The sequence below is a fragment of the Amycolatopsis sp. NPDC004747 genome (genome assembly GCF_053601335.1).
Genome location: NZ_JBSGBQ010000003.1, coordinates 88,928 through 109,495 on the forward strand (window position 1 = coordinate 88,928; position 20,568 = coordinate 109,495).

Annotated in this window: 24 protein-coding genes; 12 read left to right on the forward strand and 12 right to left on the reverse strand. The window is 72.1% G+C overall.

The annotated features are described in order from the left end of the window. Nucleotides 1-13: 13 nt before the first annotated feature. On the forward strand, nt 14-136 hold the full coding sequence (locus tag ACWEGE_RS05270) for a hypothetical protein (RefSeq protein ID WP_449659171.1): 123 nt from the start codon (nt 14-16) through the stop codon (nt 134-136). A 4-nt stretch (nt 137-140) separates the two neighbouring features. After that, the gene (locus ACWEGE_RS05275; RefSeq protein WP_449659172.1) at nt 141-1,286 is read left to right on the forward strand and encodes a permease; all 1,146 of its coding nucleotides are present in this window, start codon (nt 141-143) and stop codon (nt 1,284-1,286) included. Between the two features lie 104 nt (nt 1,287-1,390). Here ACWEGE_RS05275 and ACWEGE_RS05280 read toward each other — a convergent pair whose 3' ends face one another. Both ACWEGE_RS05280 and ACWEGE_RS05285 read right to left on the reverse strand, forming a co-directional pair. Then, the gene (locus ACWEGE_RS05280; protein ID WP_449659173.1) at nt 1,391-2,437 is read right to left on the reverse strand and encodes an FUSC family protein; all 1,047 of its coding nucleotides are present in this window, start codon (nt 2,435-2,437) and stop codon (nt 1,391-1,393) included. Nucleotides 2,438-2,845: 408 nt separating this feature from the next. Continuing rightward, nucleotides 2,846-3,151 (reverse strand): DUF3040 domain-containing protein, encoded by a 306-nt coding sequence (locus tag ACWEGE_RS05285; RefSeq protein ID WP_449659174.1) that lies wholly within the window; start codon nt 3,149-3,151, stop codon nt 2,846-2,848. Between the two features lie 128 nt (nt 3,152-3,279). Here ACWEGE_RS05285 and ctaD point away from each other — a divergent pair, with 128 nt between their 5' ends. From ctaD to ACWEGE_RS05300, 3 genes are read left to right on the forward strand one after another with little or no spacing between them, the layout of a single operon-like run. Further along, entirely contained in the window at nt 3,280-5,052 is a 1,773-nt protein-coding gene (ctaD, locus tag ACWEGE_RS05290) for an aa3-type cytochrome oxidase subunit I (protein WP_449659175.1), read from the forward strand. Nucleotides 5,053-5,063: 11 nt separating this feature from the next. Next, a complete protein-coding gene (locus ACWEGE_RS05295; RefSeq protein ID WP_449659176.1) occupies nt 5,064-5,390 on the forward strand; it encodes a hypothetical protein in 327 nt (108 codons plus the stop codon). Between the two features lie 24 nt (nt 5,391-5,414). Continuing rightward, entirely contained in the window at nt 5,415-5,684 is a 270-nt protein-coding gene (locus ACWEGE_RS05300) for a hypothetical protein (protein WP_449659177.1), read from the forward strand. A 20-nt stretch (nt 5,685-5,704) separates the two neighbouring features. Here ACWEGE_RS05300 and ACWEGE_RS05305 read toward each other — a convergent pair whose 3' ends face one another. Together ACWEGE_RS05305 and ACWEGE_RS05310 are read right to left on the reverse strand one after the other, a co-directional pair. Then, nucleotides 5,705-6,190, reverse strand: a complete 486-nt coding sequence (locus tag ACWEGE_RS05305; protein ID WP_449659178.1) for a hypothetical protein — start codon at nt 6,188-6,190, stop codon at nt 5,705-5,707. A gap of 80 nt (nt 6,191-6,270) precedes the next feature. Beyond that, nucleotides 6,271-7,920, reverse strand: coding sequence for a RecQ family ATP-dependent DNA helicase (locus tag ACWEGE_RS05310; RefSeq protein WP_449659179.1), 1,650 nt, complete (start codon nt 7,918-7,920; stop codon nt 6,271-6,273). 122 nt (nt 7,921-8,042) lie between these two features. On the opposite strand from ACWEGE_RS05310, the gene ACWEGE_RS05315 reads away from it, so the two are divergent. Then, complete coding sequence (locus ACWEGE_RS05315; RefSeq protein WP_449659180.1) at nt 8,043-8,411, forward strand: hypothetical protein; 369 nt, start codon at nt 8,043-8,045, stop codon at nt 8,409-8,411. A 241-nt stretch (nt 8,412-8,652) separates the two neighbouring features. Here the strand turns inward: ACWEGE_RS05315 and ACWEGE_RS05320 are convergent, their stop codons facing one another. After that, nucleotides 8,653-9,549 carry an SDR family oxidoreductase gene (locus tag ACWEGE_RS05320; RefSeq protein WP_449659181.1) on the reverse strand — a complete coding sequence of 299 codons (897 nt, stop codon included), beginning with the start codon at nt 9,547-9,549 and terminating at the stop codon, nt 8,653-8,655. Nucleotides 9,550-9,816: 267 nt separating this feature from the next. Beyond that, nucleotides 9,817-10,902 (reverse strand): Rv2629 family ribosome hibernation factor, encoded by a 1,086-nt coding sequence (locus tag ACWEGE_RS05325; RefSeq protein WP_449659182.1) that lies wholly within the window; start codon nt 10,900-10,902, stop codon nt 9,817-9,819. Between the two features lie 1,128 nt (nt 10,903-12,030). Between ACWEGE_RS05325 and ACWEGE_RS05330 the strand changes: the two genes are divergently transcribed. After that, complete coding sequence (locus tag ACWEGE_RS05330; RefSeq protein WP_449659183.1) at nt 12,031-12,393, forward strand: hypothetical protein; 363 nt, start codon at nt 12,031-12,033, stop codon at nt 12,391-12,393. 94 nt (nt 12,394-12,487) lie between these two features. Here ACWEGE_RS05330 and ACWEGE_RS05335 read toward each other — a convergent pair whose 3' ends face one another. Beyond that, the gene (locus tag ACWEGE_RS05335) at nt 12,488-13,213 is read right to left on the reverse strand and encodes an ANTAR domain-containing protein (protein WP_449659184.1); all 726 of its coding nucleotides are present in this window, start codon (nt 13,211-13,213) and stop codon (nt 12,488-12,490) included. 560 nt (nt 13,214-13,773) lie between these two features. On the opposite strand from ACWEGE_RS05335, the gene ACWEGE_RS05340 reads away from it, so the two are divergent. Next, nucleotides 13,774-14,226, forward strand: coding sequence for an ATP-binding protein (locus ACWEGE_RS05340; protein ID WP_449659185.1), 453 nt, complete (start codon nt 13,774-13,776; stop codon nt 14,224-14,226). A 32-nt stretch (nt 14,227-14,258) separates the two neighbouring features. Here the strand turns inward: ACWEGE_RS05340 and ACWEGE_RS05345 are convergent, their stop codons facing one another. Continuing rightward, nucleotides 14,259-14,405 (reverse strand): DUF6307 family protein, encoded by a 147-nt coding sequence (locus ACWEGE_RS05345; protein WP_206796230.1) that lies wholly within the window; start codon nt 14,403-14,405, stop codon nt 14,259-14,261. Nucleotides 14,406-14,424: 19 nt separating this feature from the next. Then, nucleotides 14,425-14,640, reverse strand: a complete 216-nt coding sequence (locus ACWEGE_RS05350) for a hypothetical protein (protein WP_449659186.1) — start codon at nt 14,638-14,640, stop codon at nt 14,425-14,427. A 332-nt stretch (nt 14,641-14,972) separates the two neighbouring features. On the opposite strand from ACWEGE_RS05350, the gene ACWEGE_RS05355 reads away from it, so the two are divergent. Then, entirely contained in the window at nt 14,973-16,145 is a 1,173-nt protein-coding gene (locus ACWEGE_RS05355) for a N(5)-(carboxyethyl)ornithine synthase (protein ID WP_449659187.1), read from the forward strand. Here ACWEGE_RS05355 and ACWEGE_RS05360 read toward each other — a convergent pair. Next, nucleotides 16,120-17,580 carry a GAF domain-containing sensor histidine kinase gene (locus ACWEGE_RS05360; RefSeq protein WP_449659188.1) on the reverse strand — a complete coding sequence of 487 codons (1,461 nt, stop codon included), beginning with the start codon at nt 17,578-17,580 and terminating at the stop codon, nt 16,120-16,122. The genes ACWEGE_RS05355 and ACWEGE_RS05360 overlap by 26 nt on opposite strands. 171 nt (nt 17,581-17,751) lie before the next feature. Here ACWEGE_RS05360 and ACWEGE_RS05365 point away from each other — a divergent pair, with 171 nt between their 5' ends. After that, entirely contained in the window at nt 17,752-18,618 is an 867-nt protein-coding gene (locus ACWEGE_RS05365) for a hypothetical protein (protein WP_449659189.1), read from the forward strand. Here the strand turns inward: ACWEGE_RS05365 and ACWEGE_RS05370 are convergent. Continuing rightward, nucleotides 18,615-19,295, reverse strand: coding sequence for a response regulator (locus tag ACWEGE_RS05370; RefSeq protein WP_449659190.1), 681 nt, complete (start codon nt 19,293-19,295; stop codon nt 18,615-18,617). The genes ACWEGE_RS05365 and ACWEGE_RS05370 overlap by 4 nt on opposite strands. 91 nt (nt 19,296-19,386) lie before the next feature. Here ACWEGE_RS05370 and ACWEGE_RS05375 point away from each other — a divergent pair, with 91 nt between their 5' ends. Together ACWEGE_RS05375 and ACWEGE_RS05380 are read left to right on the forward strand one after the other, a co-directional pair. Then, the gene (locus ACWEGE_RS05375; RefSeq protein ID WP_449659191.1) at nt 19,387-19,527 is read left to right on the forward strand and encodes a hypothetical protein; all 141 of its coding nucleotides are present in this window, start codon (nt 19,387-19,389) and stop codon (nt 19,525-19,527) included. 319 nt (nt 19,528-19,846) lie between these two features. Further along, a complete protein-coding gene (locus ACWEGE_RS05380) occupies nt 19,847-20,389 on the forward strand; it encodes a DUF5994 family protein (RefSeq protein ID WP_449659192.1) in 543 nt (180 codons plus the stop codon). A 5-nt stretch (nt 20,390-20,394) separates the two neighbouring features. Here ACWEGE_RS05380 and ACWEGE_RS05385 read toward each other — a convergent pair whose 3' ends face one another. Next, nucleotides 20,395-20,562, reverse strand: a complete 168-nt coding sequence (locus ACWEGE_RS05385; protein WP_449659193.1) for a hypothetical protein — start codon at nt 20,560-20,562, stop codon at nt 20,395-20,397. Between the last annotated feature and the right edge of the window lie 6 nt (nt 20,563-20,568).

Consider the following 20,568-nt stretch of genomic DNA (forward strand, 5'->3'; position numbering starts at 1 on the left):
GGAGGTCGAACCCATGCCGCACGAGAATGAGTTTCGGCGCGCCGGAACCGGGTACCGCCCAAGCATGACCACCGAGGACGAGCACGGCGACGAGGACACGGCCGCGGTCATCCACGTCGTCACCGGGTCGCACTGACGCGATGTGGACCGCGATCGGCCGGGCGCTGGCCATGACGGGCTCGATGCTCTGGGAGATCCTGTGGGCCCTGATCCTGGGCTTCGCGCTGTCCGCGGTCGTGCAGGCCGTGGTGCGCAAGGAAACCGTCGCGGAGCTGCTCGGTGACGACCGCCCGCGCACCCTCGCGGTCGCCGCCGGACTGGGTGCGGCCTCGTCGTCGTGCTCCTACGCCGCGGTCGCGCTGGCCCGCTCGCTGTTCCGCAAGGGCGCGCACTTCACCGCGGCGATGGCGTTCGAAATCGGCTCCACCAACCTCGTCGCCGAACTCGGCGTCATCCTCGCTCTGCTGCTGGGGTGGCGGTTCACCGTCGCCGAGTTCGTCGGCGGCCCCCTCATGATCGTGGCGCTGGCCGTGCTGTTCCGCCTGTTCGTGCGGCGACGGCTGCTCGATGCGGCGCGCGAACAGGCCGAGCGGGGCCTGGCCGGGTCGATGGAAGGCCACGCGGCCATGGACATGTCCGTCCGGCGCGGGGGGTCGTTCCTGTCCCGGCTGGGGTCCGGCGAGGGCTTCACCGCCGTGGCCCACGTGTTCGTCATGGAGTGGGCGGCGATCCTGCGCGATCTGGTGGCCGGGCTGCTCATCGCCGGCGCGGTCGGGGCGTGGGTGCCGGACTCGTGGTGGCACGCCCTGTTCTTCGAAGGCCACCCCGTCCTGTCGGCGGTGTGGGGACCGCTGATCGGGCCGGTGGTGGCGATCCTGTCCTTCGTCTGCTCGGTGGGGGACGTTCCGCTGGCGGCGGTGCTGTGGAACGGCGGGATCAGCTTCGGCGGCGTCGTCTCGTTCCTCTTCGCCGACCTGCTCATCCTGCCGATCCTCAACATCTACCGGAAGTACTACGGCGTCCGCATGATGCTGGTGCTGCTCGGCACGTTCTACGCCGCGATGGTCGTGGCCGGCTACGCCGTCGAACTGCTCTTCGGCGTCACCGGGCTCACCCCGACGGCACGGGACGCCACCGCGCTGGACCGCGGGATTTCGTGGAACTACACGACGTGGCTGAACATCGCTTTCCTGCTGCTCGCCGGGATACTGCTGGTCCGCTTCGCCCGCACCGGCGGCCTGCCGATGCTCAAGATGATGAACGGCGCCCCGGCCGAGCAGAAGTAGTCCCAGCGCCGAGACGGTCACGCTCTACCTGGAGGAAAGCTTCAGCTTCCGGGTCGTCGAACCCGACGCCGCCATCGCGCTCGCGTCTTGACGAGGAATCCCCGTCACGTTCCGACGGCGGCCACCAGGTCGCGTGCGCAGGCCCGTACCGCATACACCGCGACGCCGCGGTAGCCGGGACCGGCGTGCCGCGCCGGGTCGAGGAGGTCCCGTGCTCGCGTGGCCGCCGCGACCGCGCGATCCCGGCTGCCGCCGGTCGCCAGGACGTCGCAGGCCCGCGCGAGTTCGGCGATCGCCTCCCCCAGCGGACGCGGCAGTCCCTCTCCCGCATCGACGGCGGCCCGGGTGACGCGGACCAGGGTGAGGACCGCGTTGGCCAGCAACGTCAAGTGCCGGCTGCGGGAGATGACGCGGTGGACGCTCGCCCGCGCCTTCCAGCGACGCGGAGCGACGAGCACCACCTGCCTGGCGGTCCCCCGTGCCTGGTCGAGTGCGGCCAGCCGCGCGTGGATCCGCTGGCCGGCCGCCAGTTCCCGGTCGTCGTCGGCGGCCGACGGCGGGCCGTCGAGCCGGAGGCCGCACAACGCGTCGCGCAATTCGGCGAACAGGTCGCCGGTGGCTTTCCCGAGCAGCCGGTGCGGGTCGGCGGGCACCAGCAGCACCCCGATCACCACCACGACGCCACCACCGATCAGCGCGTCCACCAGTCGTTCGGTCCCGGATCCCGGCCGGTGCAGCGCGAGGATCAAGATCGCCGACGCCGCCGTCTGGTTGACGAACATCAGGCCCTGGTCGAACGGGCCGCCGCCGAAGGCCAAGGCGCCGTACACCGCCAGGAGCGCGGCCAGCGCGAACGCCGGAGCGCTCGTACCGGCCAGCGCTTCCACCCCGGTGCCCAGCAAGATCCCCAGCGCCACCCCGCTCATCAGCTGCAGCGCCCGCTGGCCCCGCAGGATGTCGCTGGCCGACAGCGAGACGGCGGCCGCGATCGGCGCGAAGAAGGGTTGCGGGTGGCCGAGCAGGTCGTGCGCGATGAACCAGGAGACACCGACCGCGACCGCGGTCTGCGCGACAGACCACCGGGCCCGCCGGAACCGCCCGGTGACCGCCGCGCCCGTTGCGCGCAGCCGTTCCCGCCATGACGTCGTCATCGATACCGGTTACCCGGGTCGCGGCAGGCCGAAGCCGACGACCGGGGCTCCTTGGTCCCCGTGGCCACCGCCGACGGCGTCCTCAGCGCGCTTCGCTGTCCCGGCGTTCTTCGTCGTCCGGTGCGGCCGCGTTGCCCGATCAGAATTCCTTGGCCTGTTCGATGGCCCCGCAGGTGAGCGGGGCTTTGCGCAGTTCCCGGTTTTCGTGCAGCGCCTCCCGGTGGGCCTGGCCCAGCCGGGACACCGCGTGCAGGGCCCGGTGAGCTGCCGCGGGTGTGCGTGCATCCGGTCTGCCGGGTGGGCCTGGCGAGCCGGACAGGTTTCGACCCCGTCGGCCTCGGGGTCGGCGGAGTTGTCGGGGAAGGCGTCGAACGCTTCGTCGCCCAGGGCGTCCGGTCCTGACCGCCGTCAGGCCTGATCGCGCGGCGTTGCGCGGGCACCGCGAACCGGTCGCCGCCGCGCGCGTTCGAGGTGTGCGCAGGCCGCCACGTTCATCAGCACGAACCCGGCGAACGCCAGCGGGAGCACCGCGACCACGCCGAGCACGACCAGGCCCACCGCGAGCACGTCCAGTACCGCGCACAGGACCAGCCAGCTCCGGCGGCGGGGCCGGGTGACTTCGCCGAACACCTCTCGCACCCAAGGCGCGTCGGTGGCCAGCAGGCCGCGTTCGATCGCCCGCAACCGCCGCGCCTCGTGACTCAGCCGGTCCATCGCCGCTCCTCCGCCGCGCATCGGGGCCCGGCTACCCGGCACGCGCGGGGATCAACCCCGTGATACCGGTGTATCGGCGGCCGGCTCGGGTACGTGCGACTGACGCCGACCTTCCCGGAGGGACTCCCGTGACCGACACCGTCGCCCGGCCGACGCCGATTCCGCATCGCCCGGCCTGGCGCGCCCCACGCGGCTCGGCGATCCTCAAGACGATCCGGACCACCGACCACAAGACCATCGGCGTGCTCTACCTGACCACGTCGTTCGCCTTCTTCCTGATCGGCGGCCTGACAGCGTTGCTCATGCGGGGCGAACTGGCCCGCCCCGGCCTGCAGTTCCTCTCCCCGGAGCAGTACAACCAGCTCTTCACCATGCACGGCACGATCATGCTGCTGCTCTACGCCACCCCCAACCTCTTCGGCTTCGCCAACTTCGTCCTGCCCCTGCAGATCGGCTCACCCGACGTCGCCTTCCCCCGGCTCAACGCCTTCTCCTACTGGCTCTACCTCTTCGGCGGCCTGGTCGTCCTCTCCGCCTACGCCACCCCCGGCGGCCCACCCGACTTCGGCTGGACCGCCTACACCCCACTGTCCAACGCCATCCACTCCCCCGGCGTCGGCGGCGACCTCTGGATCGCCGGCCTCATCGTCACCGGGCTCGGCACCATCCTCGGCGCGGTCAACATGATCACGACCGTGGTGTGCCTGCGCTGCCCCGGGATGCTCATGTGGCGGATGCCGATCTTCACCTGGAACATCCTGTTCACCTCGGTGCTGATCCTGCTCGCCTTCCCGATCCTCACCGCCGCGCTGTTCGCGCTGCTGGCCGACCGGCACCTCGGCGCGCACGTGTTCGACCCCGAAAACGGCGGCGCGATCCTGTGGCAGCACCTCTTCTGGTTCTTCGGCCACCCCGAGGTCTACGTGGTCGCCCTGCCCTACTTCGGGATCGTCACCGAAATCATTCCCGTCTTCAGCCGCAAACCCCTCTTCGGCTACAAGACGATGGTGTTCGCCACCATCGGGATCACCGCACTCTCGGTGGCCGTGTGGGCCCACCACATGTTCGCCACCGGGGCGGTCCTGCTGCCCTTCTTCTCCTTCATGACGTTCCTGATCGCCGTGCCGACCGGGATCAAGTTCTTCAACTGGATCGGCACCATGTGGAAAGGGCAGCTGAGCTTCGAATCACCGATGCTGTGGTCGGTCGGGTTCCTCGTCACCTTCCTCCTCGGCGGGCTTACCGGGGTCATCCTCGCCTCACCACCGCTGGACTTCCACGTCCACGACAGCTACTTCGTCGTCGCCCACTTCCACTACGTACTCTTCGGCACCATCGTCTTCGCCACCTTCGCCGGCATCTACTTCTGGTTCCCCAAGATCACCGGCCGGATGCTCGACGAAGGACTCGCCAAATGGCACTTCTGGACCACCTTCATCGGCTTCCACACCACCTTCCTCATCCAGCACTGGCTCGGCGACGCGGGCATGCCCCGCCGCTACGCCGACTACCTCTCCAGCGACAACTTCACCTGGATGCACACAGTCTCCACCATCGGCGCGTTCCTGCTGGGCCTGTCGGTGCTGCCGTTCATCTGGAACGTCGTGAAGACCTATCGCTACGGCGAACCGGTGGACGTGGACGACCCCTGGGGTTACGGCAACTCGCTCGAATGGGCGACCACCAGCCCGCCGCCGCGGCACAACTTCCTCGAGCTGCCCCGCATCCGCTCCGAGCGCCCCGCGTTCGAACTGCACTACCCGCACATGATCGAGCGGATGCGGGCCGAAGCGCACATCACCAAGGGCCACCCGAAAGACGCGCCATCCCCGTTCGAAGTCGCCGCCAGTGCCACCCAGCCCGACGACCAGGGCGAAACCGACGACCCCCGCGGCCGGTGAAAGGAACGACGATGACCGAACTGCCCCTGCCCGACTACGACCAGACCCCGCTCGGCGCGCTGCGCCACCGCATCCGCTCCCTGGACGAAGGACAGCTCCGGACCCTCGTCGAGCACGAGGACCGGCACGGCCAGCGGGTACCAGTGCTGCAGGTTCTGCGCGCCCGCCTCGACGAACTCGAACACGGGGCCGAGCCGGCTCCCGGGGATCCCGCGGCCGCGCCGCCGTCGAGCGACACCGCCGCCGGCTCACCCGTCGGCGAAGCGACGTCGGCCGACGGGACCACCCCGCTGCGGCACGGCGTCGCCGGGCAGACCCCCAAGCGCGGCCGGCCCTGAATGGCCGGCCGCCGCGACCCGGCCGTGGCCGCATCGGACCAGTGGCTCGACGAGGAAGGCGTGCGCGCACCCCGCGGGTCCGTGCACGCCTGGCGGATCGGCACCAACCAGACCCTGTGCGGGATCCCGTTGCGCAAGGCCGGGTTGCGGCGCTTCCCGCACGTGCGGTGGCCGGACGCCCGCTGGCTGGCCGACACGACCGACCAGCGGCTGCTCCGGTGCCACCGCTGCGCCGCCGCGACCGGTGAGCGCACGGACCGCCGGTCCTGGACCCGGTGGCGACCGCGGCCGTGACCACCGGCCGCGGCCGAAGGTCACGTCCTTGCTGCGAACGCTCGCATACCGGCCTCACGCCGGAACGGCTCCAAGGTCTGCCGCTGCCGGGCGGCGCGAGCGAGCAGCTCGTCGAAGTCCGTACCCGGCAGCCGTTCCCGCAACCCGGCCAGCTCGCCCAGCGTGTGCCACAGGATCTTCTTGCCCTCGATCCCCATCGCGAGCCCCTCCAGCTCCACGAACCGGCTCAACGGCGAGTACGACACCCACCGGCCGTTGCGCTTGAGCCGCCCCAACCGCTCCCCGGCCGCCGCCAGGACGAGCTTGGCCCGGTTGGGCCGCACCCCGAGCGTGCGCATGATCGCCTCGAACGTGCGCACGTCCTCCGCGATCCCGTCGGCGACCTCCGCCAACGCCGCACCGAGCTCGGTACCCTTGTTGTTGTCGCGGGCGCGACGCGCCAGAGCCCGCCAGGTGACGCCGAGGGCGAGCTGGTCGCGCAGGTAGACGGCCAGGTAGTCGGTCATCGCGCACCGCCTTCGTTCGCGGACTGCCGGCCGGTCCGCCGTCGTCCGTCATGGCCTCCGGCTACCCGCGCGGCCGCCGGTCAATCCCCGTCGACCGCGGTGAGCAGGCCGTGCTCGAGAACCGCGGGCGCCGACAGCGTCTTGTAGCCGTGGTCGTCGAACACGACGACCACCGTGTCGCCGTCCGCGGACATCACGACGCCGCGGCCCCACTCCGCGTGCTCGACCCCGCTGTTGACCGGAAAGGTGACACTGTCGGATGACGCCGCTTCGGCGGTGCCGGCGATGCACGTGTCGCAGTTGCCGCACGGTTGCTCCAGCTGCTCGCCGAAGTAGCCCAGGAGGAATTGACGGCGGCACCCGGTGGTCTCGGCGTAGCCGCGCATCATCTCGATCCGCGACCGGATCAGCCGCTGATGGGCTTCGGCAACCTCGACACCCCGTTCGACGGCCTCGCCCGGGTCCACCTCGGCGTCCTGGTATTCGAGGCGGCCGTCGGCGGTGACGCCGACCGCCCCCGTCTGCTCCAGCAGGTTCACCGCCCGCGTGCGCTGGGCGGCCGAGACGTCCACCTGCTTGCCGAGCTCGGCGGGCTTCAGGGGCTCGTCGTGTCCGGCGAGGGTGGTGGCGACCTCGGCCAGCGCCTGCTCGGGCGCCTTCGCCGCGGTGAGGAACTTCTGCCGGCCCAGGTCGCGCGGCCGGTGGTAGAGCGTGATTTCCGCCGGTTCCCCGTCCCGGCCGGCGCGGCCGATCTGCTGGTAGTACGTGTCGAGAGACTCGGGTGCCGCCGCGTGCAGCGCGAACCGCAGGTCGGCCTTGTCGATCCCCATGCCGAACGCCGAGGTGGCCACCACCACGTCGAGGTCGCCGCCGGAGAACCGCTCGTGGACCCGTTCGCGGTCGGCCGCCTTCATCCCAGCGTGGTAGGCCGCCACGCGGACGCCCTCCGCGGCGAGCTCTTGGGCGTAGGTTTCGGCGTCCTTGCGGCTGGTGACGTACACCAGCCCGGGGCGGGTGGCGGGGTCCGCGGTGAGCGCGCGCGTCCGGGTGATCACGGCCTGGTGCCGGTCGTCGTCGTTCGGCAGCGGGTCGACGCCGAGGCGCAGGTTGGGCCGGTCGAAGCTCGCGAGCACCTCCCGGTGGTCGCGCAGCCCCAGCCGGGCGACGATGTCGGTGCGGACCGGCAGCGCCGCGGTCGCCGTCAGCGCGATCACCCGCGGGTGCCCGAGCCGGTCGATCACCGGCGCCAGGCGCAGGTAGTCCGGCCGGAAGTCGTGGCCCCACGCCGAGACGCAGTGCGCTTCGTCCACCACGAACAACGAGACCCCCAGCTCGGCGACCGCGTCGAGCACCTCGTCGGAGGCCAGCTGCTCCGGAGACAGGAACAGGTACTCGGCCTGACCCGTCAGCAGCGCCTCCCAGGCGTGCTTGCGCTCGGCCGCGCGTTGCGCTGAGTTCAGCGCGACCGCGGCCGGGGCACGGCTCTCCTCGATGCCCTCGATCTGGTCGTTCTGCAGCGCGATCAGCGGCGAGACCACCAGGGTCGGGCCGTCCAGCAGCAGGGCGGGCACCTGGTAGATCGCGGACTTGCCGGCCCCGGTGGGCAGCACGGCCAGCACGTCGTGGCCGGCCATCACGTGCTCCATCGCGGCCAGCTGCTCGCCGGTCAGCTGCGACCAGCCGAAGTTCTCCGCCGCGATCCGCTGGAGTTCGTCGCGTCTTCCTGCCATCCGCCGCAAGTACCCGCGGCCGCCCGGCGGAAACAACGCCAGGATCGTGGGGGTTGTCGGGAACGGGCCGGGGTATGCGCGGCTGACGGTCGCCGATCCGCGCGGAGGAACCATGAGCCCGAGTGGACCCGCTCGGCGCCCACCCCGTCGTCCTCGGCGCCGCCCGCCTGCTCACCCGGCTCTCCGCCGCCGGGCTGCCCGGGCTCCTGACCGCCGACTGCCTCACCGGCCGCTGCCGCGACGACAACGTGGCCGCCCTCGCGGCCCCGCTGCCCGCCGACGTCCCCGCGCTGTCGGTGTTCTCCCGCCGCGACGCGATCGTGCCGTGGCAATCCTCCCTCGACCCTTGCGCCACCCACGTCGAAGTCCACAGCACCCACCTCGGCCTCCCCCTGGACCCCGACGTGTATGCGGCGATCGAACCGGTGCTCACCACCTGGGCCGACGAGCGCGCCCTCGCCCCGGCCGGCGAACGCCACCGAGACTCGTGAGCGACGCACGTCACGCCGGCCGGCGTCGTCAGCGGGGAACACCGCGCCCCGCCGGACGTTGTAACGGATGTCGGTACGGCGGAGTCCCCCGGGCCTCACCCCTTCCGCCCTCCCGGACCACCGGTTCACCCCGGAGCCGGGTCGCGCCACTCGCCGAGAGGCGACCCCCGTACCGGCTCTTCAGCCACCGCTTCCGCTCGCAGGTCTCCCCCACCCTTCGCCGAGCGGAAGCGGTTCCCGGTCAGGTCAGCGGCTGGCCGCCCGTGACACCGAGGACCTCGCCGGTGACGTAGCTGGACTCCTGCGACGCGAAGAACACGAACGCCGGAGCGAGCTCGGCCGGCTGCCCGGCCCGGCCCATCGGGGTCTGCTCGCCGAAGGAGTCCACCTTCTCCTCGGGCATGGTGGCCGGGATCAGCGGCGTCCACACCGGACCCGGCGCCACCGAGTTCACCCGGATCCCCTTCTCGGCCAGGTCCTGCGCCAGCCCCTTGGTGAAGTTCACGATCCCCGCCTTGGTCGTGGCGTAGTCCAGCAGCTCCGGCGACGGCTGGAACGCCTGGATCGACGAGGTGTTGATGATCGCCGACCCCCGGTCCATGTGCGGCACGGCTGCCTTGCACAACCAGAACATCGCGTACAGGTTGGTCTTCAGCACCCGGTCGAACTGCTCGGTCGAAATCCCGAGCAGCCCCTCCTCCTGCGCCATCTGGTAGGCGGCGTTGTTCACCAGCACGTCGATGCCGCCGAGTTCGGACACCGCCGTCTCGATGATCTTCGCGCAGTGCTGCTCGTCGCGGACGTCCCCGGGCACCAGCACCACCCGCCGGCCCGCCTCGCGCACCAGCTCCGCCGTGCGCTCGGCGTCGCCCTGCTCCTCCTTCAGGTACGACAGCACCAGGTCCGCGCCCTCCCGGGCGAACGCGATCGCCACCGCCCGGCCGATCCCGGAATCGCCGCCGGTGATCACCGCCCGGCGCCCCTCGAGCCGTCCGCTGCCGCGGTAGGACTCCTCACCGTGATCCGGTGCGGGGTCCATGGCTTCACCCGAACCCGGGTGTGGCTGTTCCTGCCCCCGCTGTTCTTCCGGGCCGGGGTGTTGCTCCGCGGTTTCCCGGCTGTGCTGGTCCTCGGTCATACCCGCCTCCTCAAGGGTCGTTTCGGTGACCTGTACCCGGTACCGCGACGTCCATGCCCACCTCCGCCGGCAGCACAGCCGCGGCCAGGCACCGACCGAGTACGCCGCGCCGGAGCGCCACCACCGACGCCGGGACGATCGCCGGCTCGGCAGCCAGTCGCCACGGCTGGGCCAGGCTTTCGTAGGCCTGCCGCACCCGCTGGGACAGGAAGGTCCGGGGGCAGGCGCCGCCCCACGAGGAGCCGCCGGACTGAGCCGGCCGGACGATCAGGTGTGCCGCAGGAGAGCGCCGATCCCCTCCTTCAGGTCGACCCGCTCGTCCATGACCGTCACCGACGCGCCCGAGACGAACGCCGCCCACGGCAGTGCTTCGTCCGCGCGCTGCTTCCGGCCGTCTTCGACCCCGAAGGCCGTCAACCCGCCGCGGTCGAGCGCGATCTCGCCGGCGTCGCGGCCGACCCAGACTTCGGCGTCGCCGGGATCGCCGATCAGCAACGTGTCCACCTTGGCCTCGGCCAGCGCCCGGACGACCTCGGCGAGCCCGGTCGCCGCGAGCCCGTCCTCCCGGCCCAGCCCGATGCGGAACCGCTCCGCGAGCTCGTCCAGCTCCTTCAGCCGCTGATCGGCCAGCACGGTCCGGATCTCCTGCTCCAGGTCCTCCCGCGAGGACCCCGCCGCCCGGCTGCCGGCCTCCAGTTCGCGGGTGACGTCCTGGACCGCCTCCGGCAGCTTCGCGTGCAGCGCCCGGCGCGCCTGCTGCTCACCCACCAGCAGCACCAGCCCCGGGTGCACCGCCGCGACCCGCTCGGCGACGTCCTCCAGGTTGTGGCTGCGGGTTTCCTCGACGTTGGCCTGCATGTTGCGGTGCGCCATCCCACCGCCGCGCACCTTGTGCAGCGGCGCGTCCTCACCCGTCACCGTCTCGGTGGCGACCTCCCGGCCCTCGCGGTCGTAGGTCACCAGATCCGCGCCCCGGTTGTCCACGGTCACCAGCAGGTAGGGGATCTCCGCCGAACCGTGCGAGAGAAACGGCAGCAGATAGGGCAGCGCCGAGACGCGGGCGACCTGGGCCGGCGGCGCATCCGCGAGCCGCCGGTCCAGCAGGACACGCCCACCGGCGGCCACCACCCCGCGGCCTCCCCGGCCCACCGGCCGCTCACCGTCCCGGATCGCGCTCACGACCGCCTCGGCCGTCGCCTCGGCCACGCCCTGCTCGCCCAGCCGCCCGGCGATCTCCCGCAGCTTCAGGTCGAGCTGCCGTCCCGCGTCCTCGGTGTCGTGCGAATCCTCGAGGAACACCGACGCGAACGGGCCTTCCGTCGCCAGCACGGCACTTACCTGATCCTGGTCCACAGCGACCTCCTCGATCGTCGGACTGCCAAGCCACCGCCGTACCCGGCGGGCCCGCGACCAAACGGCCACGGCCGCCGTCCGTGGTCCCAGGTTCACCCGTGCCGGCGACGCAACGGGCCGAACCGCGCGGCGAAGGCGTCGGCGACCACCCCCGGTGACCGCGGCGTGGACCATCTCACCGCGGCGCATTCCGCGCGGCCGGAGAGCGCGTTCGTCCTGGTGCCCCGTCCGGCTGGTTGGCGGCGGAGCGGGCGGTACACCGGCAAAGTGCTGGGCGCGCCCTTCACCTTCTGCGAGGAGGATTCTTGCCGCCGGAGTTGCGAGCCCTGCCCGGCCGGAGACCAGGTCGAGCCACGCGGCCGCCAAGGCACTCCGCGCGAGCGGCCGAAGTCCGAAACGCGATGGAGGTCACGGGGACGGGCGGCCCGGCCCGGGAACACCGGTGACGGCGCGGCGTTGTACTGGGTGTCGGTACGGCGGTGTCCCCGGGCCTCACCCCTTGCCTTCACGGAATACCGGTCACGCAGGAGCCGTGTAGTGCCTTTCGCCGCGAGGCGACCCCCGTACCGGCCTCAGTCTCCCGCTTCCGCTCGCAGGTCTCCCCCCAAGCCTTCGCTGAGCGGAAGCGGGACCGCGCCCGGCGTTTGTGCGCCGGTGCTCATCACTGGAGCAGCACGCTCGGCCGCGACCCGAAGGAACTGGAACGCCGCTCGCACCGGGTCATCGACCCGCGTTGACCGCCGCAGCGGAACTTCCCCCGTTGAGCTGCTTCCCAGGCCGTGCTCGCGAGCGAGTCGGTCGCGAGGAACGTGATGTAGCGCAACGCTTGTCTCTGCGCCCGTGGCGTGTCCGGAAGCCGCCGTACCGAGATCCCTCGCCGGCGGGCCTGCCGGAGCCGCGTTCGCGGGAACGGGCTGCCCGCCCACGGGTCCGGCCGGGCGTGCTGCGCTGGTCATGGTGCTCCCTTCGGCCGGATGTCTCCCACCCGACTCCTACTCGCCGGTAAATACCCGGGTAACTCGCCGCGAACAGGGCAGACGTGTCAGTGCGCCCGGCGGCAAAGCCCAGGTCGCACCGCGTTCGCCCCGGCTGCTGACACCGCGCCGGGAAACGTGGGATCGTCGTCGGGTGGACGCCTCGGTCGATCCTGGCGCGGTCGCCGCGGAGGCCGCGCGCCTCGCCGCGGAGCGCGTGGGCGACCTCCGCCGGCGGCGAGCAGACCTCGCCGCCCGCCGGCGTTCCGGCGACGCCGACGCTGGGAAGCAGAGGGCGGATTCTGCGCTCCAGGCGGCGCAGCAGCGGGAACGGGCCGCGCGTGCCCGCCTGCAGACCGCCCTGCGACGCGCGGCACAAGCGCACGATCGCGCCGCCGAGCGACACGAAGAGGCCGCCCACGGCCACGGCGCTGCCGCGCAGGAACACCGTCGCAAGGCCGCCGGCCACCGATCCGCGGCAAGCGCCGATCGCCGGCGCGCCGACGACCTCACGTAACCGGCGACTGCATCGTCCCCGGTCTTAAGCGAAATCGCGTCGGGCCATCCAGCGTCCGCGGTCTGCTCCTGAGCTCGTCCGGCCGAGGGCGCGGCTAGTCCCCGCGGATGACGCTGTCCAGCAGGGCTTGAGCGACGTCGTAGAGCTTGGTGTTGGTGTCCTGGGACAGCCGTACGAGGATCGCGAACGCCTCGTCGGGGCCGCAGCCGCGTTGACCGATCAGGACACCCTTCGCCTGCTCGATGACGCCGCGGGTGCGCAGCGCCTCGCGCAGATGCCGGTTCTCCCGCCGCACCTCGCCGTGGGCGTGGCGCAACCGCGTCGCGAGCTGCATGACCTCGTATAACCGGCGGGGTTCGTCCGGCGACCAGCCTTCCGGTCCGCCGCAGGCGAGCGCCGCGTCGAGGTCCGTGACGTCCTCGACGTGGTGCAGGATTCCCGTGATCCGTCCGTCGGCGTCCCGCGGCGGCACGTTCAGCGGCGCCCACACCTTCGGCACGAACCGGGACCGGTCCTCGGGGTCGGGGACGTCGTAGCGTTGCAGCCCCATGTAGTCACGGCGGCCGCGGCGCAGCACCCGTTCCAGCGAACCGGACAGGTTGGCGACACCGTCGGCTTCCGCGTCGGCGGGGTTGTCCGGGAAGGCGTCGAACAGGTACGTGCCGGCCAGCTCGGTAGCCGCGGTCAGGGTCGCCTCGGTGTAGGCGGCGTTCGCGGCGTGGATCCGCAGGTCCGGGTCGAGCACCAGGTACGGGGCCGCCGTCGCCTCGAACGCCGGGTCGGCGGCGATCGCGTCCAGCACCGCGCGCGACATGGTCATCGCCCCTTCCTGCTCGACGAGCAGAAATGCCCATCCGCCGCCAGGGTGAACCATAGTGCCGGTATTCGCACACGGGCGTAGCCGGTGTCCGGTGTTCCTGCTCGCCCGCGGAGATCCATCCCATGCCCGGCCCACTGCGGCCGGGTCCCGCCGTGGTGGTCTCCCGCCGATGCCCCTGAGCTGACCATCCAGGCCGGCAGCGCCCAGCGGCTGCTTGCCGTTCGCTGCCGCCCGCGCGGGTCACCGGGCCGGCCACCGTCCCGCTCGACGCCGACGGCCTCACGGGCGGTCATCCGGGGCAGCACGCGGGCCAGCGGGGGCGGGCAGCCCCCTGATCTGTGACTTCAGCATCGCCCACGGGCTGAACTCCACCCAGCCACGGCAGCGGCCCACGCTGTTGTCGAGCCGTGGGTCACAGACGTTTGAACAGTGAATCGCTGGGTATCCCGACCAAGGGCAGCTAAGCACCAGCCTCACTCGCGGAAGAAGGACACATGGCGCCGATAACGGAGGGCGCTGTCCCCGCTCCGGGCACGCCCTACCCGGCCAGCTGATCCGCGATGCCCACCCCGAGTGCCCCAGCCGGCGATTCCGGTGACGAAAGCATTCCCGGCTCCGCCGCGAGCGAATCCGACGTCTCGGATCTTTGCCATCCCGCCGCACCGGCGAACCCGGCGCAGCTCGCCCTCTTGCGTAAGGAGATCGCCGCCTGGGCCGCCCGTGCCGGCCTGCGTCCCGATCGGATTCCCGAACTGCAGCTGGCGGTCTACGAGGCCATGGCCAACGTCGTCGTGCACGCCTACCCCGGGCAGCTCGGCACCTTTTCGCTGCTCGCCCGCAGCCGCGACCAGAGGCTCACCGTGACCGTCGCCGACCACGGCCGGTGGCAACCCGCCGCGCGCCACGGTGTGCTGCACGGCCGTGGCCTCCCGCTGATCCACACGCTGGCCGACCACGCCACGATCGACAAGGGAACCGAGGGCACCAGTGTCACCATGACCTGGTCTCGGTGATTCCTGCGGTACCACCGGCTACCGCGGTGCGGTCACCGCATCTTCTCGGGGATCTCTTCGAGCGTCCGCAGCAGCCGGATCGCCAGTGCGCGGGCTTCTTCGGCGGACAGCGGCGAGTTCTCCTTCACCGTGTTCTCCACGAGGTTCACTCGCTGTTCGTAACGGGACACGAAGTCCATGTCTGACCTTCTTCCGATGTCAGCGGCGGGTGCGGCGGCCGGACGGGTCGTGCGCCCGGTTGCCGGGTGCGGCAGGTCGACGGCGCGGGGCGTGTTCGCCCTCGTCTTCGGTGGCAGGGGCCGGGGTGTACACCGGCTGGCGGAACAAGCTCCCGTACCGGCTGTCCTGCGGTGTGGTGAGCGTTCCGGGACGAGGCTGCTCCGCGATGGGATGGCTGAACAACGAGCTGTCCATGGTGGGAGTACTGATCGGAAGTTCCTTTCGGGTGTGCCGCCGGAGGGCGGCGTCGGGTACGCGAGCGGCGACGGCCGGGCGACGGACAGGGCACCGATGCGGGGCAACCAGTCGACGTGCCCGGGCTTCAGCGCGGCCACACTTCGGTGAGAGTGGTTTTGGGGTCCGACGGCAGGCCGGTTGCTCCCGCCCCCGGCCGCTGGCAGCGCCGGATTGGGGCCGAGGACGGCGCAGGTTCGACCACTTGCGCACGAAATGCTCTCGGACAACACCCAGCGTACACGACGGCCGATCCGGGTGTGTTAAGACTGGGTCCTAGCAAAGGGGCCCTCGTGGACCAGCTCAGTCTCGGCGTCGTCGCGCACTCTCGGAAAGAGAACGAACGGCGGCTGCCGATCCACCCGCACCACCTCGACCGGATCGACGCCGATCTCCGGGACCGCATCTACCTCGAACACGGCTACGGCGAACCCTTCGGCGTGCCCGACGAACACCTGGCGAACACTGTCGCGGGACTGCGCACGCGAGAACAGCTCATCGCCGAGTGCGACGTCGTCCTGCTGGCCAAACCGGTGCGGGAAGACGTCGCCGGACTCCGGCCGGGCCAGGTGCTGTGGGGCTGGCCGCACTGCGTGCAGGACGCCGAGCTGACCCAGCTGGCCATCGACCGGCAGCTGACCGTGATCGCCTTCGAAGCGATGAACCACTGGCGGCGTGACGGCTCGTTCGGGCTGCACGTCTTCCACAAGAACAACGAACTGGCCGGCTACTGCTCGGTCCTGCACGCCCTGCAGCTGATCGGCTCGACCGGCGACTACGGCCGCCGGCTGCGGGCGGTGGTGATCGGCTTCGGCGCGACCGCACGCGGCTCGGTGACCGCGCTGAACGCCCACGGCATCCACGACGTCGAAGTCCTCACCGCCCGCGGCCTCAGCGCGGTCGCCTCACCGATCCACTCTGCGACGATGGTCCACTTCGACCACGACAAGAACAACCCCGGCGACCCCCGGCGCAGCCACGCGCACACCGCCCACGGCCGGGTGCCGCTGGCCGGGTTCCTCGCCGAGCACGACATCGTCGTCAACTGCGTGCTGCAGGACACCGACGCGCCGCTGACCTTCCTCATCGAGGACGACCTCGCCGCGTTCGCCCCGGGCAGCCTGATCGTCGACGTCTCCTGCGACGAAGGCATGGGCTTCAGCTGGGCGCGACCCACCACGTTCACCCGGCCGACCTTCCCGGTGGGCGACGGCATCACCTACTACGCCGTCGACCACAGCCCGTCCTACCTGTGGAACTCCGCGACCTGGGAGATCAGCGAAGCCCTGCTCCCCCACCTGCGTACAGTCCTTTCCGGACACTCCACATGGGACGATCAGGAAACCGTGTGGCGCGCCATCGAAGTCCGGGACGGCACGATCCGCAACCCCGCGATCCTGTCCTTCCAGCACCGCTCGCCGGAACACCCGCACCGGCGCCTCACGGCACCGGAACCGTCCACGTGAGACACGTGCCGCCGCCGTCCGGGCGTTCGAGCCGCAACGACCCGCCCGCCTCCGCGGCACGCTGCGCGAGGTTGCGCAGCCCGCTGCGCGCCACGGCTTCCGGCATCCCGATCCCGGTGTCCGAGACCTCGACGACCAGCTCCTCCTCCAGGGACACGGTGACCGCCAGCTCCGCCGCACGCGCGTGCCGCACGACGTTGCTGACCGCTTCGCGCACCACCGCCTCGGCGTGTTCGGCCAGCCCGACGGGCACCCGGTCGAACGCTCCCGACAGCCGGACCGTGGTGCGGATGGCGGAGTCGGCGCATCCGTCGGTGACCGCGTCCTGCAGGCGCGCCCGCAGGCCACGGCCGGCTCCCGGCCGGCCGTGCAGGGCGAAGATCGCGCTGCGGATCTCCTCGATGACGTCCTGGAGCTGGTCGATGTGCCGGGTGAGCCGGGCGGTGACCGCTGGCGAGTCCGCCCGGCGGCGGGTGCCCTCGATCCCCAGGCCGACCGCGAACAGCCGCTGGATGACGTGGTCGTGCAGGTCTCGGGCGATCCGGTCCCGGTCCACCGCCACGTCCAGCTCGCGGCGGGCGGCCTGGCTTTCGGCGTCCCGCAGCGCCAGCGCGGCCTGGTCGGCGAAGGCGGACACCAGCTGCAGTTCGTGCTCGTCGAACAGCGCCGCGCCGGGAGCGCGGATCGCCACGAGCACGCCCGCGGTGGACTCGCCGGAGCGCAAGCGCACCACCAGCGCCGGCCCGAGGCCCACACCCAGGCCGTAGGCCAGGCTCGGCACGCTGCGCGGGACGTGGTCACGCAGTACGGCGCCCGAAGTCGACCCGTCGAGCGGGATCCGGCGGCCGGTCAGCACCTCGGCGTCGGGGCCGGCGCACACCGTGACGGCGAGCGCTCCACCGGGCGACTCCGGCAGCGCGATGAGGGCGTGGTCGGCGCCGGTCAGCTCGGCGGCCCGGGTCGCCACCAGGCGCAGCACCTCGCGGACCTCGGTGCCGCCCAGCAGTTCGGCGGAGATCTCCCCGGTGGCTTCCAGCCACCGTTGCCTGCCCCGGCTCTCCTCGTAGAGCCGTGCGTTGTCCACCGCGATCCCGGCCGCCGCCGCCAGCGCGTCGATCGCCCGTTCGTCGTCGGCGGTGAATGGCCGCTCGCCGCCGAGGGACAGCCGGCCGAGGACTGCGCCCCGGACCAGGAGCGGGACGTCGAGGACGGCCGGCACCGGGGTGCCGTCGTCGACGCCGGCCGCGGCGAACCCGGTGGTCCGGCCGTCTTCGTCGAGCAGGGCCAGCGTGCCGTACCGGGCGCCGACCAGCGCGGTGGCCGCGGCGACGATCCGGCGCAGCGTGGTCTCGAGCTCCAGACCGGCGGAGAAGGCGAGGACCGCCGCCGGCAGCGCGTCCATCCGGTCCCGGCCCGACGTCGGTTCCGCGGGCATGGCTCCACAGTGACACAGCTGCCCGGTCCGCGGCGGGATCCGGCGTGAACCGGACCGGGTTCGCAACCGACGACCATCGCCGCCGGGTGAAGGCCGTTCGGCACTTGGCCGGACCGCCGCCCGGGCGAACGGTGGAGACGCAAGCCAGGATCGCGGAGAGCGGAGCCGTCCATGAAGACCGGTGTCATGCCCGTCGGGCATCTCAACGCGAGCCAGATGCGATCCGTGCTCCTCGCGGCCACGGCGCCGCCGCCCCTGTTGAACGCGCGGCCGTGGCGGTTCCAGTGCACGCCGGACGCCGTCGAGCTGTATTCGGATTCCCTCACCACCGGCACCGACAGCCGGCAGCGGGACCGGCTCCTCGACTGCGGAGCCGCCCTGCTGAACCTCCGGCTGGCGATCAAGGCGCAGGGCAGCCACGCCGATACGCGCCTGTTCCCCACCGCGGACCGGCCCGACCTGCTCGCCGTGGTGCGGCCGAACGGCTACGAGACGATCGCCCCGGAAGACCGGGCACTCGTGGCGGCCATCGCCGACCGGCAGAGCAACCGGCGCCCGTTCACCGCCGCCGTCATCCCCGACGCCGTGCAGCGGCAGCTCCGGCGGGCCGCCGAAGTGGAACGCGCCTGGCTGGCCACCATCACCGACGACCAGGTGCCCCAGCTGCGCACCATCATGCGCCGCACGGAAGTCCCGCCGGCCACGCCCGGTCCCGGCGGCGGAACCGACCTCGACGTCGACCCCGGCCGGCTGGTCGTGGTCATCGGCACGCTGCGCGACACCACCCTGGCCCGGCTCCAGGCCGGCCAGGCCCTGCAGCGGATCCTGCTCACCGCCACGGCCGCCGGGCTGTCGGCGGCGCTCTCCACCCGGGCGATGGCGATTCCGGCGACCCGGCGTGAACTTCGCGGGCTGCTCGGCGGCGGGCTCTGGCCGCAGATCATGCTGCGCCTCGGCCACGGCACCGCCGTGCCGTCCCTCGAGCGGACGCAGCTCGAAGACGTCGTCATCAGCGACGCGCACCCGTTCGGTCGTTAACCGCCTGGACGCCGTTGCCCGCCGTGGATCCCGGTGACCAGGACCGCCGCCTGCGACCGCCGCTCCAGCCCGAGCTTCGCCAGCAGCCGGGACACGTAGTTCTTGACGGTCTTCTCGGCCAGGAACATCCGCTCGGCGATCTCCCGATTGGTGAGGCTCTCCCCCAGCAGGTCCAGCAGCACCAGCTCCTGCTCGCTCAACCCCGCCAGCGGACCCGGTGCCCCCGTCTTCGCACGCAGCTCGGCCACCAGCGCGGCCACTGCCCGGCCGTCCAGCAGCGTCTCACCCGACCCCACCCGACGGATCGCGTCGACCAGCTGCAGCCCCTTGACGTCCTTGATCACATACCCTTCGGCGCCGGCCAGCACCGCGGCGACCATCGAACCCTCGTCCGTGAAGGAGGTGAGCATCAGGCACCGCAGACCGGGTAGCGCCGCGCGCAGGTCGCGGCACAGCTGCACGCCGCTGCCGTCGGGGAGCCGGACGTCCAGCACCGCCACGTCCGGGCGCAGCGCGGGCACCCTGGCCAGGGCTTCGGCCACCGACGAGGCCTGCCCGACGACCGTCAGGTCGGGTTCGTCGCCGACGAGTTCGGCGACCCCGCGCCGCACGAGTTCGTGGTCGTCGACCAGGAAGACCGTGATGACGGGCAGAGCGCGCTGCGGGCTGTCATCCACCACACGAGCCTACGCCCGCCGCGCCGAACGACCCCCGGACAAGGGTCCCGCGACTCTAGGCGGCGCGGCACGGGCGGACCACCGTGGAGGCATGACACAGCTCCCGCACCGGCCCGATCACCACCTGAAGACGGCCGCCACCGACGAGCTCGCCTGGACTCCCAGTGTCAATGCCGAAGGCATCGCCGTCAGCGCCGACGGCAGTGCCTCGACGACGGCCGGGGCACCCTGACCGGCGCCGTCCTCACCCGGCCGGACGCCGTCCGGCCGAGCAGACCGCGTGGTTCGCCCGTGGCGTGACCGCGGCCGGCAACCAGGTGAAGCTCTCCGGCTGAGCCCCTCACCCGCCGGCCGCCCCGGAACTCCGCAGTGTCCTGTGCGAAAAGGACAGGGCACTGTGGACCCGCGACCGGCCCCGCGGAACGGAACACCGCTTCTCCGAAGCAGGATCGAAGACGTCCGAGAGCATTTCGCACGCCGGTGCTCAAGCCCGCGTCGTTCTCGGCCCCAAGTCCGGCCGGTGCCCTCCGGCCGGGGACGGGAGCACCGGCATGAAGTCGGTCCCGCACACCACCCACGCCATGCGCGTCGCCCAGGCGGCCGAAGAACCCCACCGGCACGCGCCGCGGCTGCGGCTCAAGCCGGAAGCACCCGCCACCGGCTGGGTCGACGGCGCCTGGTGGCCCCGGTCCCCGGACCTGGCCGCCGAACTGCCGTCGCTGCTTCCCGCCCTGACCGCCCGGCTGGGCCGGATCGAACGGGTCACCTACCACCTCGCGGCCTGGCCGCCCGTCCGACGCCGGCTGCGGTCCGGGGACGAGCACGGCGACGTCCGGCTCGAGGGGTTTCGGTCGCAGCACGCCGCCACCCTGACCGTGATCGGGCTCGGCGCGCGCCGCCGGCTGACGCTGCTGGTGATCCCGCCGGGCGCCGATCCGGACCTCGCGCACCACGCGTTGCTCACCGCGGCGCGGCGGGGCAACGTCGATACCGCCGACACGCTGCTCGCCGCGCTCGGCGAGGACACGGCAGTGCAGCGCCAGGAGGGAGAAGGCGGCCGGATCCCAGCCCCGGCGGAACCGGTCGGCCGGTAGCCGGCTCAGTCCGTTTCCCGCCCCGGTGGCGTGGCGGCGAGGCGGGCGTGCAGGCGTTCCCGGATCTCGTCGGGGGTGTAGGCCCGCCGCCGTCGTTCCTGGCGCGCAATCACCACCCCGGTCGCGGCGACCCCGACGAGCCCGGCCAGTCCCAGTGTCTTCCACCAGCGCATGGGCCT

Coding starts and splice junctions, on each gene's coding strand:
- ACWEGE_RS05270 (WP_449659171.1), top strand. CDS start 14: ATGCCGCACGAGAATGAGTTTCGGCGCGCCGGAACCGGGTACCGCCCA.
- ACWEGE_RS05275 (WP_449659172.1), top strand. CDS start 141: ATGTGGACCGCGATCGGCCGGGCGCTGGCCATGACGGGCTCGATGCTC.
- ACWEGE_RS05280 (WP_449659173.1), bottom strand. CDS start 2,437: ATGACGACGTCATGGCGGGAACGGCTGCGCGCAACGGGCGCGGCGGTC.
- ACWEGE_RS05285 (WP_449659174.1), bottom strand. CDS start 3,151: ATGGACCGGCTGAGTCACGAGGCGCGGCGGTTGCGGGCGATCGAACGC.
- ACWEGE_RS05295 (WP_449659176.1), top strand. CDS start 5,064: ATGACCGAACTGCCCCTGCCCGACTACGACCAGACCCCGCTCGGCGCG.
- ACWEGE_RS05305 (WP_449659178.1), bottom strand. CDS start 6,190: ATGACCGACTACCTGGCCGTCTACCTGCGCGACCAGCTCGCCCTCGGC.
- ACWEGE_RS05310 (WP_449659179.1), bottom strand. CDS start 7,920: ATGGCAGGAAGACGCGACGAACTCCAGCGGATCGCGGCGGAGAACTTC.
- ACWEGE_RS05320 (WP_449659181.1), bottom strand. CDS start 9,549: ATGACCGAGGACCAGCACAGCCGGGAAACCGCGGAGCAACACCCCGGC.
- ACWEGE_RS05335 (WP_449659184.1), bottom strand. CDS start 13,213: ATGACCATGTCGCGCGCGGTGCTGGACGCGATCGCCGCCGACCCGGCG.
- ACWEGE_RS05340 (WP_449659185.1), top strand. CDS start 13,774: ATGCCCACCCCGAGTGCCCCAGCCGGCGATTCCGGTGACGAAAGCATT.
- ACWEGE_RS05345 (WP_206796230.1), bottom strand. CDS start 14,405: ATGGACTTCGTGTCCCGTTACGAACAGCGAGTGAACCTCGTGGAGAAC.
- ACWEGE_RS05350 (WP_449659186.1), bottom strand. CDS start 14,640: ATGGACAGCTCGTTGTTCAGCCATCCCATCGCGGAGCAGCCTCGTCCC.
- ACWEGE_RS05360 (WP_449659188.1), bottom strand. CDS start 17,580: ATGCCCGCGGAACCGACGTCGGGCCGGGACCGGATGGACGCGCTGCCG.
- ACWEGE_RS05365 (WP_449659189.1), top strand. CDS start 17,752: ATGAAGACCGGTGTCATGCCCGTCGGGCATCTCAACGCGAGCCAGATG.
- ACWEGE_RS05375 (WP_449659191.1), top strand. CDS start 19,387: ATGACACAGCTCCCGCACCGGCCCGATCACCACCTGAAGACGGCCGCC.
- ACWEGE_RS05380 (WP_449659192.1), top strand. CDS start 19,847: ATGAAGTCGGTCCCGCACACCACCCACGCCATGCGCGTCGCCCAGGCG.
- ACWEGE_RS05385 (WP_449659193.1), bottom strand. CDS start 20,562: ATGCGCTGGTGGAAGACACTGGGACTGGCCGGGCTCGTCGGGGTCGCC.